The 14,609-nt window shown below is 60.3% G+C and carries 14 protein-coding genes; 12 read left to right on the top strand and 2 right to left on the bottom strand.

From position 1 onward, the window contains the following. The first annotated feature begins 164 nt into the window (after window positions 1-164). The 3 genes from AB9N64_RS27160 to AB9N64_RS27150 all read left to right on the top strand — a co-directional run bounded on the left by AB9N64_RS27160 (window position 165) and on the right by AB9N64_RS27150 (window position 2,990). Window positions 165-1,463 carry a serine protein kinase PrkA gene (locus tag AB9N64_RS27160; RefSeq protein WP_003189995.1) on the top strand — a complete coding sequence of 433 codons (1,299 nt, stop codon included), beginning with the start codon at window positions 165-167 and terminating at the stop codon, window positions 1,461-1,463. Then, a complete protein-coding gene (locus AB9N64_RS27155) occupies window positions 1,456-2,244 on the top strand; it encodes a VacJ family lipoprotein (protein WP_014717723.1) in 789 nt (262 codons plus the stop codon). The genes AB9N64_RS27160 and AB9N64_RS27155 overlap by 8 nt, the downstream gene beginning before the upstream one ends. A gap of 209 nt (window positions 2,245-2,453) precedes the next feature. Then, complete coding sequence (locus AB9N64_RS27150) at window positions 2,454-2,990, top strand: hypothetical protein (protein WP_371359803.1); 537 nt, start codon at window positions 2,454-2,456, stop codon at window positions 2,988-2,990. Window positions 2,991-3,060: 70 nt separating this feature from the next. Here the strand turns inward: AB9N64_RS27150 and AB9N64_RS27145 are convergent, their stop codons facing one another. Continuing rightward, window positions 3,061-3,981, bottom strand: a complete 921-nt coding sequence (locus AB9N64_RS27145) for a DUF808 domain-containing protein (RefSeq protein WP_014717722.1) — start codon at window positions 3,979-3,981, stop codon at window positions 3,061-3,063. A gap of 134 nt (window positions 3,982-4,115) precedes the next feature. Between AB9N64_RS27145 and AB9N64_RS27140 the strand changes: the two genes are divergently transcribed. Both AB9N64_RS27140 and AB9N64_RS27135 read left to right on the top strand, forming a co-directional pair. Continuing rightward, complete coding sequence (locus AB9N64_RS27140) at window positions 4,116-4,721, top strand: TetR/AcrR family transcriptional regulator (RefSeq protein WP_014717721.1); 606 nt, start codon at window positions 4,116-4,118, stop codon at window positions 4,719-4,721. Between the two features lie 203 nt (window positions 4,722-4,924). Further along, the gene (locus tag AB9N64_RS27135) at window positions 4,925-5,383 is read left to right on the top strand and encodes a transposase (RefSeq protein WP_014717720.1); all 459 of its coding nucleotides are present in this window, start codon (window positions 4,925-4,927) and stop codon (window positions 5,381-5,383) included. Window positions 5,384-5,514: 131 nt separating this feature from the next. Here AB9N64_RS27135 and AB9N64_RS27130 read toward each other — a convergent pair whose 3' ends face one another. Further along, window positions 5,515-5,955 carry a heme-binding protein gene (locus AB9N64_RS27130; protein ID WP_020302584.1) on the bottom strand — a complete coding sequence of 147 codons (441 nt, stop codon included), beginning with the start codon at window positions 5,953-5,955 and terminating at the stop codon, window positions 5,515-5,517. Between the two features lie 256 nt (window positions 5,956-6,211). Here AB9N64_RS27130 and gcl point away from each other — a divergent pair, with 256 nt between their 5' ends. The 7 genes from gcl (at window position 6,212) to AB9N64_RS27095 (ending at window position 14,524) form a co-directional block, all read left to right on the top strand. Next, window positions 6,212-7,987 carry a glyoxylate carboligase gene (gene gcl, locus AB9N64_RS27125; RefSeq protein ID WP_003189987.1) on the top strand — a complete coding sequence of 592 codons (1,776 nt, stop codon included), beginning with the start codon at window positions 6,212-6,214 and terminating at the stop codon, window positions 7,985-7,987. A gap of 10 nt (window positions 7,988-7,997) precedes the next feature. Next, a complete protein-coding gene (gene hyi / locus AB9N64_RS27120; RefSeq protein ID WP_014717718.1) occupies window positions 7,998-8,780 on the top strand; it encodes a hydroxypyruvate isomerase in 783 nt (260 codons plus the stop codon). A 128-nt stretch (window positions 8,781-8,908) separates the two neighbouring features. After that, on the top strand, window positions 8,909-9,799 hold the full coding sequence (locus AB9N64_RS27115; RefSeq protein ID WP_019820390.1) for a 2-hydroxy-3-oxopropionate reductase: 891 nt from the start codon (window positions 8,909-8,911) through the stop codon (window positions 9,797-9,799). Between the two features lie 176 nt (window positions 9,800-9,975). Beyond that, the gene (locus AB9N64_RS27110) at window positions 9,976-11,256 is read left to right on the top strand and encodes a glycerate kinase (protein WP_019820389.1); all 1,281 of its coding nucleotides are present in this window, start codon (window positions 9,976-9,978) and stop codon (window positions 11,254-11,256) included. Further along, a complete protein-coding gene (gene pyk, locus AB9N64_RS27105; protein ID WP_014717715.1) occupies window positions 11,246-12,661 on the top strand; it encodes a pyruvate kinase in 1,416 nt (471 codons plus the stop codon). Before AB9N64_RS27110 ends, pyk begins: the two co-directional genes overlap by 11 nt. 131 nt (window positions 12,662-12,792) lie before the next feature. After that, window positions 12,793-13,668: an urea transporter gene (locus tag AB9N64_RS27100; protein ID WP_038449570.1), complete on the top strand. Its 876-nt coding sequence runs from the start codon at window positions 12,793-12,795 to the stop codon at window positions 13,666-13,668. A 31-nt stretch (window positions 13,669-13,699) separates the two neighbouring features. Then, window positions 13,700-14,524, top strand: a complete 825-nt coding sequence (locus AB9N64_RS27095; protein WP_014717713.1) for an ion transporter — start codon at window positions 13,700-13,702, stop codon at window positions 14,522-14,524. Window positions 14,525-14,609: the final 85 nt, after the last annotated feature.

Genomic DNA, 14,609 nt, shown 5'->3' with positions numbered 1-14,609 from the left:
AGATATCTGTTCAACAAAGCATGGCAAAGTGTATCGTCTCGCTACTATTACCCCGATTCCGACGTTTTTTCCGACTTTTCGTGCCGAGTGCTGGCACTTCGGTGACAAGGCGGTGGTCATAGCCTGCGAACTTCATTCAGCCCGTTCCTCTTAGGGATTAAGTCATGCTCCGTTCCTTGCGCTGTGCTGCCTTGCTGGGCAGCCTATTTTTGAGTGCGTCAGCACTGGCCGTCGATATCGACCAAGCCAGCTATGGCTACCCTTTGACCAACCCGTTCGAAGCAACCATCGCCACCACGCCTCCCGATCTGCGGCCAACCCTGCCGACAGATGACGAGATCAACCAGTCCGACTACACCCTGACGATGCGCCCCGAGCGCGAGTTCAGCCTGCCGGACAATTTCTGGGCGGTGAAGAAACTCACTTACCGCATTGCCAAGCAGGACCGTGCTGCGCCTTTGATCTTCCTGATCGCCGGCACCGGTGCACGCTTTGATAGCAGCATCAATGAATACCTGAAAAAGCTGTATTACCAGGCCGGCTACCATGTGGTGCAGCTCTCCTCGCCAACCAGCTTCGATTTCATCAGCGCCGCTTCGCGCTTCGCCACCCCGGGCATCACCCAGGAAGACGCCGAAGACATGTACCGCGTGATGCAAGCCGTACGCGCGCAGAACGCCTCGTTGCCAGTGACTGATTTCTACCTCACCGGTTACAGCCTGGGCGCCCTGGATGCGGCGTTTGTCAGCAAGCTGGATGAGACCCGCCGTAGCTTCAACTTCAAGAAAGTGCTGCTGCTCAACCCGCCGGTCAACCTCTACACCTCGATCACCAACCTCGACAAGCTGGTACAGACCGAGGTCAAGGGCATCAACAACAGCACCACCTTCTATGAGTTGGTGCTGAGCAAACTGACGCGTTACTTCCAGCAGAAAGGCTACATCGACCTCAACGATGCCTTGCTCTATGACTTCCAGCAGTCCAAGCAGCACCTGAGCAATGAACAGATGGCCATGCTGATCGGCACCTCGTTCCGCTTCTCGGCCGCTGACATTGCGTTCACTTCGGACTTGATCAACCGCCGCGGCCTGATCATTCCACCCAAATACCCGATCACCGAAGGCACCAGCCTCACGCCGTTCCTCAAGCGTGCCCTGCAGTGTGACTTCGACTGCTACCTCACCGAACAAGTGATCCCGATGTGGCGCGCGCGTTCCGATGGCGGCAGCCTGCTGCAACTGATCGACCAGGTCAGCCTCTACGCCCTCAAGGACTACCTGCGCGACAGCCCGAAAATTGCCGTGATGCATAACGCCGACGATGTAATCCTCGGCCCTGGCGACCTGGGCTTCCTGCGTAAAACCTTCGGCGATCGCTTGACCGTCTACCCGCTGGGCGGCCATTGCGGCAACCTCAATTACCGCGTCAACGCCGACGCCATGCTGGAGTTCTTCCGTGGCTAAATATCTTCTGCTGCTCGCCGCACTGATGTGCGCAGGCGTGGCCAATGCCGACAACAGCAAGGCCCAAGAACCCGTCAAGGTCGATGCCGACGGCTTCAAGGAGCCGCTGACCAAGCTCAAGTTCAACCCAGGCTTGGACCAGCGTGAGTTCGAACGCTCCACGCTCACCGCGCTTAACGTCTACGACCCACTGGAGTCGTGGAACCGCCGCGTGTACCACTTCAACTATCGCTTCGACCAGTGGGTATTCCTGCCGGTAGTAAACGGTTACCGCTACGTCACGCCGAGCTTCCTGCGCACCGGCGTGAGCAACTTCTTCAACAATCTGGGCGATGTGCCCAACCTGATGAACAGCTTGTTGCAGCTCAAGGGCCACCGCTCGCTGGAAACCACCGGGCGCCTGCTGGTCAATACCACCATTGGCATCGCCGGCCTGTGGGACCCGGCTACCGCCATGGGCCTGCCGCGCCAGAGCGAAGACTTCGGCCAGACTCTGGGCTTCTACGGCGTACCGGGCGGCGCCTATGTGGTGTTGCCGATCTTTGGCCCGTCGAACCTGCGTGACACCACCGGCTTGCTGGTGGACTACAGCGCCGAATCGCAGATCAACTTCCTCAACGTATCCGAAGTCAGCTCCAACCATCCGGAAGTCTGGGCCCTGCGCGCCGTGGACAAGCGCTACCAGACCAGCTTCCGCTACGGCCAGATGAACTCGCCGTTCGAGTATGAGAAGGTGCGGTATATCTATACGGAATCGCGCAAATTGCAGATTGCCGAGTAAACGTCATTGACCAAAGCCAAGGTCATCGCAATGGCCTTGGCCTCAATCCTGTAAACGCCATCTATCGTCACACTTTGAGCCATTGATCACCGCCAGACGGCGAAAACAGTGGAACCTCTTGAATGAAAGTTTACACACAGGTACTGACCCGGCGGCTCACCCAAGGCCGCCGAGGTATTCCTGATTAAACTTCTTCAAAAGGACACATCATGTTCATTCCGAACACCTTGAATTTGGCGGCTGGCTCGATAGACGCCAGTGCACAACAGTTTGGTATGCCGAAGCTGCAAGCCCCAACCGAAAACACCGGCCGGGCAGCTGGCGATTATCGGACCGTAGACGAAATCACCAAAAACCCCTTGTTCGACAATCTGCTTACACCATTGCCCGCCGATAAAATGCCGACGTCCGCTCACCTGGATCCATTCACGAATCCCTATGCAGCGCGGCTTGAAGAACACAGGATCGACGATTTCTACGATAAGGTTGGAGGCAATTGGAACGATCCCAGCCTCAGCGACAGTGAGCGCGCTGATATCGCCGCGAATGCGGAGCGAGTGCTTGAATATATCGATAGCCTAGGAGGAAACAATTCGACAGTGGGCGACCAAATGATTAACGGGATGAGCAGCGCCTTGCCTCGTTTGTACTATTACAGCCTGACCACTGAGCATCTGACGACCGAGGGTTCCGAGGCAAGGCTTCTACTGAACTTTGCCGATCACGGTTACGATGTCTTTCATTAAGTGAAGCGCTGTTAGCTGAAAAACAAGCAGCGCCGCCTGGCACTGCTTGTTTTGAGAAAGCATGGGCACGTTATGGTTTGGATTTTAAAACAACCCAGAGCTTGGTCACTAAGGTGAGCAATACCAGAACCACCCCACCGGCAATAATCCCCGCCACCGCATTCAGCAACGTCGGCATCAGCCACGCCAGCGCCCCTGTGCTTTGGCTCACCGTCTCGATCCAGTGGTGCACCACGGGCACGCCATGGGTGAGAATGCCACCACCGACCATAAACATCGCCGCCGTGCCGATCACCGACAAGCTCTTCATCATGTACGGCGCCGCACTCAGAATCGCGCCGCCAATACTGCGTGCCACCTGGCCCGGCTTCTGCGTCAGCCACAGCCCCAGGTCGTCGAGCTTGACGATACCAGCCACCAATCCATATACGCCGATGGTCATGACAATGGCGATACCCGACAGCACAATCACCTGCTGTGTGAGCTGCGCGTCGGCGACAATGCCGAGGGTGATGGCAATGATTTCGGCGGACAGAATGAAGTCGGTGCGGATGGCACCCTTGATCTTGTCTTTCTCGAACGCCACCAGATCGGTTGCCGGATCGGCCACCGCTTCAGCCAACTGTGCGTGTTCGGCTTGATCTTCAGCCTTGCTGTGCAGGAATTTGTGCGCGAGTTTTTCGAAGCCCTCGAAACACAGATAGGCACCGCCAAGCATCAACAGTGGTATCACCGCCCACGGAGCAAAGGCGCTGATCAACAGGGCCGTCGGCACCAGGATCAACTTGTTGATAAACGAGCCCTTGGCCACCGCCCACACCACGGGAATTTCCCGCTCGGCCCGCACGCCGGAGACCTGCTGGGCGTTCAGTGCAAGGTCATCGCCCAGCACGCCCGATGTCTTCTTGGCGGCCATTTTTGTCATCAGCGCGACGTCATCGAGTACCGCCGCGATATCGTCGATCAACACCAACAAGCTGCTTCCTGCCATGAACCGAACTTCCGTTAGAGAGAGATGGCGCGAGCATAGCGCGGCGCAAGGCGTTGCGGGCAGATTGTTGAGGCTTGCGGATGGCCGGTGCTACCATGCGCAACCGCCTGTCATGGCAAGGAAACGTCTGGTTTATGAGCAGCATTCGCGAGCGCAACAAAGAAAAAATCCTGCGGGCGGCGAGCGAGGAGTTTGCCGACAAGGGCTTCGCCGCGACCAAAACCAGCGACATCGCCGCCAAGGCCGGGCTGCCCAAGCCCAACGTCTATTACTACTTCAAATCCAAGGACAACCTTTACCGCGAGGTGCTCGAAAGCATTATCGAGCCGATCCTGGCCGCCTCCACGCCGTTCAACCCCGAAGGCGAGCCCAAGGAAGTATTGAGCAACTACATCCGCTCCAAAATCCGCATCTCCCGCGACCTGCCGTTTGCCTCCAAGGTGTTCGCCAGCGAAATCATGCACGGCGCCCCACACCTGAGCACCGACCAGGTTGAACAGCTCAATGCCCAGGCCAAGCACAATATCGACTGCATCCAGAGCTGGGTTGACCGTGGCCTGATCGCAGCAATTGACCCCAACCACTTGATGTTCAGCATCTGGGCAGCCACCCAGACCTATGCCGATTTCGACTGGCAGATCTCGGCGGTAACCGGCAAGGCCAAGCTGGATGAGGCCGATTATGAGGCGGCGGCGCAGACGATCATTCGGTTGGTGCTCAAGGGGTGTGAGCCGGATTGATAGACCGCGCAGAGGCTATCGCAGGCAAGCCAGCTCCCACACGGATTTGCGCGGGACACAAAATGTAAATTGGTCATAATCCCCTGTGGGAGCGGGCTTGCCCGCGATAGCGCCCATCCAGACACATCCTGCTAAAAGCCTGCCGATCAGCCTTCGCCCCTCAGTCTAGCCTCTCAGAACACCATCTGAAGAGAGGCCAAGGAATGCCTGATCTACCTGCTTCAAAACGCCTGCGCATCGGCCGCTATAACGAATCCAACCGCATTTACCTGCTCACCACCAACACCCTTGAACGTGAGCCCATCTTCAGCGACTTCAGACTTGGCCGTCTGGTCGTACACCAATTCAGAATCGTTCAATATAAAGGGCTCGCAACCTCATTGGCCTGGGTAGTAATGCCTGATCATTTCCATTGGCTTGTTGCTCTGGAGAAAGGTTCGCTTGCCGACTTGATGCGACAAGTGAAGTCCAAGAGCACCCGAATTGTGAATGCGGTGGCTGGCCGCCAAGGTCGCCTCTGGCAGCCGGGCTTTCATGATCATGCCGTGCGTCGAGAGGAAAGCCTTGAGGGGATTGCACGCTACATCGTAGCTAATCCACTCAGGGCTGGGCTGGTAAAGAAGTTTGGCGACTATCCGCTGTGGGATGCTATTTGGGTTTGACTGTAGACCGAGTCGACTGCATCGCAGGCAAGCCAGCTCCCACACTGATTGGATTCACACAGTTGGATTTGTGAACACCGCCAATGTGGGAGCTGGCTTGCCTGCGATAGCTTACTCACAGTCAGAACGATTCAAGCCGACACCCCCGCATCCGCCATCAACCCCACCCCCTCTATCGCTGTGATCGCACACTGCTCGTCAATATCGGACGTGTCCCCGCTGATCCCAATTGCGCCGAGCACCATGCCGCTCTGATCCCGAATCAACACCCCACCCGGTGCCGGCACGACGCTGCCCTGCCCCAGACTGTTCAAGGCCGCGATAAACGCCGGGCGCTGTTGGGCGTCCAGTGCCAGCAAACGTGAACCCTTGCCCAGGGCAATGGCGCCCCAGGCTTTGCCGATGGCGATTTGCGGGCGTAGCAGGCTGGCGCCGTCTTCGCGTTGCAGGGTGACCAGATGGCCGCCGCTGTCGAGCACGGCGATGGTCAGTGGCGCAGCCGAAATGGTGCGGCCTGCAGTAAGGGCCTGGGTGGCCAGCTGGGTGGCGAGTTTCAAGGTTAAAGCGCTCATAGGTGCCGTCCTTATCTTGTTATGGGTAACGCGGTGAGGTCTGTTTGATCAGATGCCCGATGACACAAATAGAACACAATGATATCTGTTTTTGTATACAATATTTTTCAACAAAGGCTCCATACGTCGAAAAAAGCGCTTCCGACGAACGCAAAGGTCAGTTCACGAAAGGCATTGACCAACGTAGCTCGCCGTGAATACACTTTGGACAGACACCACTTGTATACAATTACAAAACGCAAGAGGCACCAAAACCATGAGCAAAATGAGAGCAATCGAAGCCGCCGTCCTGGTGATGCGCCGTGAAGGTGTGGATACCGCCTTCGGTATCCCAGGCGCCGCGATCAACCCGCTGTATTCGGCCTTGCAGAAGGTGGGTGGCATCGATCACGTCCTTGCTCGCCACGTTGAAGGCGCCTCGCACATGGCCGAGGGCTACACCCGCACCAAGGCCGGCAATATCGGCGTGTGCATCGGCACATCGGGCCCGGCGGGTACCGACATGGTCACCGGCCTGTATAGCGCCTCGGCCGACTCGATCCCGATCCTGTGCATTACCGGCCAAGCCCCCCGCGCCCGGATGCACAAGGAAGACTTCCAGGCCGTGGACATCACCAGCATCGTCAAGCCAGTGACCAAGTGGGCAACCACGGTGCTGGAACCCGGCCAAGTGCCTTACGCGTTCCAGAAGGCCTTTTATGAAATGCGCTCCGGCCGCCCTGGCCCGGTGTTGATCGACCTGCCGTTCGACGTACAGATGGCCGAGATCGAATTCGACATCGACGCCTACCAGCCGCTGCCTCTAGCCAAGCCGCTGGCGACCCGTGTGCAAGTGGAAAAAGCCCTGGCTCTGCTCGACGCAGCCGAACGCCCATTGCTGGTGAGCGGTGGCGGCGTGATCAACGCCGACGCCAGCGAGTTGCTGGTGGAGTTCGCTGAGCTGACCGGCATCCCGGTGATCCCGACCCTGATGGGCTGGGGCACGATCCCGGACGACCATCCGCTGATGGTGGGCATGGTCGGCCTGCAAACCTCGCACCGCTACGGCAACGCGACGATGCTCAAGTCGGACGTGGTGCTGGGCATCGGCAACCGCTGGGCCAACCGTCACACCGGTTCGGTCGAGGTGTACACCGAGGGCCGTAAATTCATTCACGTCGACATCGAACCGACCCAGATTGGCCGCGTGTTCACGCCGGACCTGGGCATCGTTTCTGACGCCGGCTCCGCGCTGACGATGTTCATTGAAGTGGCCCGCGAGTGGAAAGCCGCCGGCAAGCTCAAGGACCGCAGTGCCTGGTTGCATGACTGCCAACAGCGCAAGGCCACCCTGCACCGCAAGACTCACTTCGACAATGTGCCGGTCAAGCCGCAACGCGTGTACGAAGAGATGAACCAGGTGTTCGGAAAAGACACCTGCTACGTCAGCACCATCGGCCTGTCGCAGATTGCCGGCGCGCAATTCTTGCATGTGTACAAGCCCCGCCACTGGATCAACTGCGGGCAGGCCGGCCCATTGGGCTGGACCATTCCCGCAGCGCTGGGCGTGGTCAAGGCCGACCCGAGCCGCAAAGTGGTGGCCTTGTCGGGCGACTATGACTTCCAGTTCATGATCGAAGAACTGGCGGTGGGCGCGCAGTTCAAGCTGCCGTACATCCATGTGGTAGTGAACAACTCTTACCTGGGCCTGATCCGTCAGGCCCAGCGTGGGTTCGAGATGGACTACTGCGTGCAGCTGTCCTTCGACAACCTCAACGCCCCCGAACTCAACGGCTATGGCGTCGACCATGTGGCGGTTGCAGAGGGCTTGGGCTGCAAGGCTCTGCGTGTGTTCGAGCCAGGCCAGATCCAACCGGCCTTGCGCCGGGCCCAAGAGATGATCGAAGAATTCAAGGTGCCCGTGATCGTTGAGATTATTCTGGAACGGGTGACCAATATTTCCATGGGCACCGAGATCAACGCTGTCAATGAATTCGAAGATCTGGCCCTGGTCGGCAACGATGCGCCGACTGCCATTTCCCTGCTCGATTAAGGAGAACCCTATGCCGCGCTTTGCTGCCAACCTGTCCATGTTGTTTACCGAACAGGATTTCCTTGCCCGCTTCAAAGCGGCTGCCGATGCCGGTTTCCAGGGCGTGGAGTACCTGTTCCCGTATGAATTCAGCTCTGCCGATATCAAGGCGCAGCTGGACGCCAACGGCCTGACCCAGGTGCTGTTCAACCTGCCAGCCGGTGACTGGGCCAAGGGCGAGCGCGGCCTGGCTTGCCACCCGGACCGGGTCGAGGAGTTCCGTGCCGGGGTCAAACTGGCGATCGCCTATGCCCAGGTCTTGGGCAACACCCAGGTCAACTGCCTGGCGGGTATCCGGCCACAAGGCGTTGATGACGAGACCGTAGAAAAGACCTTCGTCGCCAACCTCAAGTACGCCGCCGAGAAGCTGCAGGCGGCGGGTATCAAGCTGGTGATGGAGATGATCAACACCCGCGACATTCCCGGCTTCTACCTCAACAACACGGCGCAGGCCCTGTCGATTCGCGAGCAAGTGGGCAGCGCCAACCTGTTCCTGCAATACGACATCTACCACATGCAAATCATGGAAGGCGACCTGGCGCGGACCATGGCGGCGCACCTGGGCGAGATCAACCACATTCAACTGGCGGACAACCCAGGGCGCAACGAGCCAGGTACCGGTGAGATCAACTACCGCTTCCTGTTCGAGCATCTGGACCGCATTGGTTACGCGGGTTGGGTCGGCTGTGAGTACAAGCCGTTGACCACTACCGAGGCGGGTTTGGGCTGGCTCAAAACCCATAACGCCATCTGACAACTGACACAACACAAAACACTGTGGGAGCTGGCTTGCCAGCGATGCGGACACCTCGCTGTATCAGGCATACCCAGGTAATGCCATCGCAGGCAAGCCAGCTCCCACATTAAACGAGGATTTTGATCATGGCTAAAATCGGATTCATCGGCACCGGCATCATGGGCCAACCCATGGCCGCCAACCTGCAGAAAGCAGGCCATCAACTGTTTCTCTCCGAACATCACGGCAAGGCTCCGGCTGAACTGATCAGCGCCGGCGCCGTGGCGCTGGCCAACCCGCAACAAGTGGCCCAGGAAGCCGAGTTCATCATCGTCATGGTGCCCGACACCCCTCAAGTCGATGACGTGCTGTTTCGCGCCGACGGCGTGGCTGCGGGCCTGTCACCGAACAAGGTGGTGATCGACATGAGCTCGATCTCCCCTACTGCGACCAAAGCATTCGCCGCCAAGGTCAACCAGGCCGGCGCGCAGTACCTGGACGCACCGGTGTCCGGTGGTGAAGTCGGTGCCAAGGCCGGCACCTTGAGCATCATGGTCGGCGGCGAACCGCAGACGTTCGAACGCGCGTTGCCGCTGTTCCAGAGCATGGGCAAAAACATCACCCTGGTAGGCGGCAATGGCGATGGCCAGACCGCCAAGGTGGCCAACCAGATCATCGTCGCGCTGAACATCCAGGCGGTGGCCGAAGCGTTGTTGTTCGCCTCCAAAAACGGCGCCGACCCGGCCAAAGTGCGTGAAGCGCTGATGGGTGGCTTTGCATCGTCGAAGATCCTGGAAGTGCACGGCGAGCGCATGATCAAGGGCACCTTCGATCCGGGTTTCCGCATCAACCTGCACCAGAAGGACCTGAACCTGGCGCTGGCTGGTGCCAAGGAACTGGGGATCAACCTGCCGAACACCGCCGGCACCCAGCAAGTGTTCAGCACCTGCACGGCAATTGGCGGCGGCAACTGGGACCACTCGGCGCTGATCAAGGGCCTGGAGCATATGGCGAACTTCTCGATTCGCGAAAAATAACCCACACCGCTGATCGTTCCCACGCTCCGCGTGGGAATGCCTCTTGTGACGCTCCGCGTCACGCTTTGGGCGCAGAGCGTCCCGGACTGCATTCCCACGCAGAGCGTGGGAACGATCGCAGAGCGTGGGAACGATCGCTGCACCTCTAATAACAAGAATCCCCCGGGAGCCCGCTTATGTCGGTCGATCCGCAACACCTGCTTCGCGAGCTGTTTGCCACAGCCATCGACGCCGCCCACCCCCGGCAAGTCCTTGAACCCTACCTGCCTGCCGACCGCAGTGGCCGTGTGATCGTGATCGGAGCCGGCAAAGCCGCGGCCGCCATGGCACTGGTCGTCGAAGACTGTTGGCAGGGCGAGGTCTCGGGCCTGGTGGTCACCCGCTACGGCCATGGCGCGCCATGCAAAAAAATCGAAGTGGTCGAAGCCGCCCATCCGGTGCCGGATGCGGCCGGCCTGGCCGTGGCCCAGCGCGTGCTGGAACTGATCAGCCATCTGGGTGAAGACGACCGCGTGATCTTCCTGCTCTCCGGCGGTGGCTCGGCACTACTCGCCCTGCCCGCCGAGGGCATCACCCTGGCGGACAAGCAAGCCATCAACAAAGCCCTGCTTAAATCCGGCGCCACCATTGGCGAGATGAATTGCGTGCGCAAGCACCTCTCGGCGATCAAGGGCGGTCGGTTGGCCAAGGCTGCGTGGCCGGCCACGGTGTACACCTACGCGATCTCCGATGTACCGGGCGACCAGGCCACGGTGATTGCCTCGGGCCCGACCGTCGGTGACCCGAGCACCTCACAACAGGCCCTGGCGATCCTCAAGCGTTACCACATCGACGCCCCCGCTTCGGTGCGCAGTTGGTTGCAGAACCCGGCCTCGGAAACCGTCAAGCCCGGCGACCCGGTGCTTGCCCGCAGCCACTTCCAATTGATCGCCCGCCCGCAGCAATCCCTGGAAGCGGTAGCAGTAAAAGTGCGCCAGGCCGGTTTCAGCCCGCTGATCCTCGGTGATCTGGAAGGCGAAGCCCGCGATGTGGCCAAGGTACACGCCGGCATCGCCCGCCAGATCGTGCAGCACGGCCAGCCACTGGCGGCGCCGTGCGTGATCCTTTCGGGGGGCGAAACCACCGTCACCGTACGCGGCGACGGCCGTGGCGGGCGCAACGCGGAATTCCTCTTGAGCCTCACCGACAGCCTCAAGGGCCTGCCCGGCGTGTACGCCCTGGCCGGCGATACCGATGGCATCGACGGTTCTGAAGACAACGCCGGCGCGATCATGACCCCCTGCAGCTACCGCCGTGCCGAAGCCCTGGGCCTGTCGGCCAGTGATGAGCTGGACAACAACAACGGCTACGGCTATTTCGCCGCCCTGGGCGACTTGATCGTCACCGAGCCGACGCGCACCAACGTCAACGACTTCCGCGCCATCCTGATCCTTGAGACTGCCAACCATGACGCCTGACAAGAAGGTCAAAATCCTCGCCACCCTGGGCCCGGCCACCGACGGTATCGACGACATCCGCGAGCTGGTGGAGGCCGGGGTAAATATCTTCCGTCTCAACTTCAGCCACGGCGACCACGCCGACCATGCCCAGCGCTACCAGTGGATTCGCCAGGTCGAGCGCCAGCTCAACTACCCGCTCGGTATCCTCATGGACCTGCAAGGGCCGAAGCTGCGGGTGGGACGCTTTGCCGAAGGCAAGGTGCAGCTCGTACGCGGCCAGGCCCTGCGCCTGGACCTGGATGAAACTTTGGGGGACCAACGCCGGGTCAACCTGCCCCACCCGGAAATCATCGCGGCCCTGGAGCCGGGCATGGACCTGCTGCTCGACGACGGCAAGCTGCGCCTGCGCGTGATCACCAAGCATGCCGACGCCATCGACACCACCGTGCTCAATGGCGGCGAACTGTCTGACCGTAAAGGTGTGAACGTCCCACAAGCGCTGTTGGAACTGAGCCCACTCACCGCCAAGGACCGCCGCGACCTGAGCTTCGGCCTGGAGCTGGGTGTGGACTGGGTGGCGCTGTCGTTTGTGCAGCGCCCGGAAGACATCCGCGAAGCCCGCGAGCTGATTGGTGATAAGGCGTTTTTGATGGCCAAGATCGAAAAGCCGTCAGCGGTGCAACGGCTGCGCGAAATCGCCGAACTGAGCGACGCGATCATGGTGGCCCGGGGTGATTTGGGCGTGGAAGTGCCGGCCGAGAGCGTGCCGCAGATCCAGAAAGACATCATCAGCACCTGCCGCCAACTGGGTAAGCCGGTGGTGGTGGCCACGCAGATGCTCGAATCCATGCGCTTCTCGCCAGCACCCACCCGCGCCGAAGTCACCGATGTCGCCAATGCGGTGGCTGAAGGTGCGGACGCGGTGATGCTGTCGGCGGAAACCGCCTCGGGCGAGTACCCGCTGGAAGCGGTGCAGATGATGAGCAAGATCATCCGCCAGGTGGAAAACGGCCCAGACTACCAGGCACAGTTGGATGTCAGCCGGCCCAAGGCAGATGCCACGGTGTCGGACGCCATCAGCTGCGCGATCCGCCGCATCAGCAGCATCCTGCCGGTAGCGGTGCTGGTGAACTACAGCGAGTCCGGCAGTTCCAGCTTGCGTGCGGCGCGGGAACGGCCCGTGGCGCCGATTCTCAACCTCACGCCCAACCTGTCCACGGCGCGACGCCTGAGCGTGGCGTGGGGCGTGCACTCGGTAGTCAATGATCGGCTGCGCCAGGTGGATGAGGTGTGTTCCACCGCGCTGGAAATTGCCCAGGCCCAGGGCATGGCGCAGCGTGGCGATACCTTGGTGATTACCGCAGGGGTGCCGTTCGGGCAGCCGGGGTCCACCAATTCGCTGCGTATAGAGACGCTGATTTAGCGCCTGTCAGGGCCTCATCGCGGGCAAGCCCGGCTCCCACATTTGATCGAGTTTGCATGTCGAACATCAATCAAATGTGGGAGCTGGCTTGCCTGCGAGGAGGGCAACTCGGTCTTATTGACTCAACCCAAATGCACAACCCAACCTGCCCCGACTGGGCCGAAGCCCTGCTCAACGGCTTCAGCCAAATCTTCCTGCAGCGCCACCCGCTGTGCGGCCTGCTGTGCCTGCTGGCGATCCTGATCGGCGCCCCGGCGTTGCTCGGCGGAGCCTTGCTGGGAGGTGTCGCGGGGTTGCTCACGGCCCAGCGCCGGGGGTATCCCAAGGCCGAGCGCCAGGCCGGGCTGTATAGCTACAACGGCGTATTGCTGGGCCTGTTGATCAGCCAGCACTTTGCCTGGTCGGCGCTGGTGCCGCCGCTGATCCTGGCGTGCGGCGGCTTGAGTGCCATCCTCACCCGGCACTGGTTGAAACACGCGACCCAACCCCTGGATTTGCCAGCGTACACCGCGCCCTTTGTTGGGCTGGGCTGGTTGCTGCTCGGCCAGGTCCCGCAGAACACCCTTGCGCTGAGCGAGCCCGACACTGTCGCTATACTGGCCGCGCCCTTCACCGGCCTTGGGCAAATCATGCTGCTGGACCAGCCCCTGGCGGGTGTGCTGATCGCCTTGGGCTTGCTGCTGGCCGACCGTCGCGCCGTCGCGTGGGCCTTGGGCGGCGCCACTCTCGGCATGCTGGCCGGCCTGTGGTTGAACGACGCCACTGGCGCTCTGCTCGGCCTGCACAGTTATAACCCCGCGCTGGCCGCCCTGGCCCTGTGCTCGTCGCGTCGCCAGCCTTGGTTGCCACTGCTGGGTATCGGCCTGGCCATCCTGCTCACCCCAGGCTTCGCCGCCCTGCACCTGCCCGCGCTGACCGCGCCGTTTATCCTCGCGTGCTGGCTGGTGCGCGCCGGTCAGCGAATGCTGCACAAGCCTCACATGGACAGCCCGTACGAATCGCCCTAGGCTTGCTCGATATTCGTTTCAGGCAGGGTTTATGGACAGCAACAACGACTGGCGCCAGCGCCTCTACATCATGGTGTTCCAAAGCGACACCGTCGCCGGGCGGCGCTTTGACGGCATCCTGCTGCTGATCATCCTCGCCAGCCTGGTGATCGTGATGCTCGACAGCATCGACACAATTCACCAGAACTACGCCGACGTGCTGGCCTATATCGAGTGGGGTTTCACGCTGATCTTCGCCATCGAGTACGGCCTGCGCCTGTATTGCTCGCCCAAGCCGCTGCGCTATGCCTTCAGCTTTTATGGCTTGGTGGACCTGCTCGCCATCGTCCCCGGCATCCTCGCGCTGTACTACAGCGACGCCCAGTATCTGCTGATCATCCGCATCATCCGCATGCTGCGCATCTTCCGCGTGCTCAAGCTCAGCCCGTATCTCAAGCAGGCCAACTACCTCATGGCGGCGCTGCGCGGCAGCAAGCAGAAGATCGTGGTGTTCCTGGTCAGCGTGTGCACCCTGGTGACGGTGTTCGGCACGTTGATGTACGTGATCGAAGGCCCGGAACATGGCTTTACCAGTATCCCCAAGGGCATCTACTGGGCGATCGTCACCCTGACCACCGTGGGCTTCGGCGATATCGTGCCCAAGACGCCCCTGGGCCAGGTTATTTCATCGCTGGTGATGATCACCGGTTACTCGATCATCGCCGTGCCGACGGGTATTTTTACCGCTGAACTGGCCAGTGCCATGCGCGGCGAACAGCTGCATACCGACTGCCCAGTGTGCAAGAAGGACAGCCATGAACCCAACGCCGCGTTTTGTGCGCGCTGTGGCAGCAATCTGTTTCGCAAACTGGAATAAGCAAAGTTCTTTTTAATCTTTAAAGCTCTATGAAGGCCCGGCTATAGTCGCTGGCAAATTGCCTCCCTCTTCTCGAACAACAAGG

The sequence above is a fragment of the Pseudomonas sp. KT_2_4 genome, from assembly GCF_041410225.1.
GTDB lineage: Bacteria > Pseudomonadota > Gammaproteobacteria > Pseudomonadales > Pseudomonadaceae > Aquipseudomonas > Aquipseudomonas paracarnis.
Note: the sequence above shows the minus strand (reverse complement) of the source record. Positions and strands in the feature narration are given on the sequence as shown.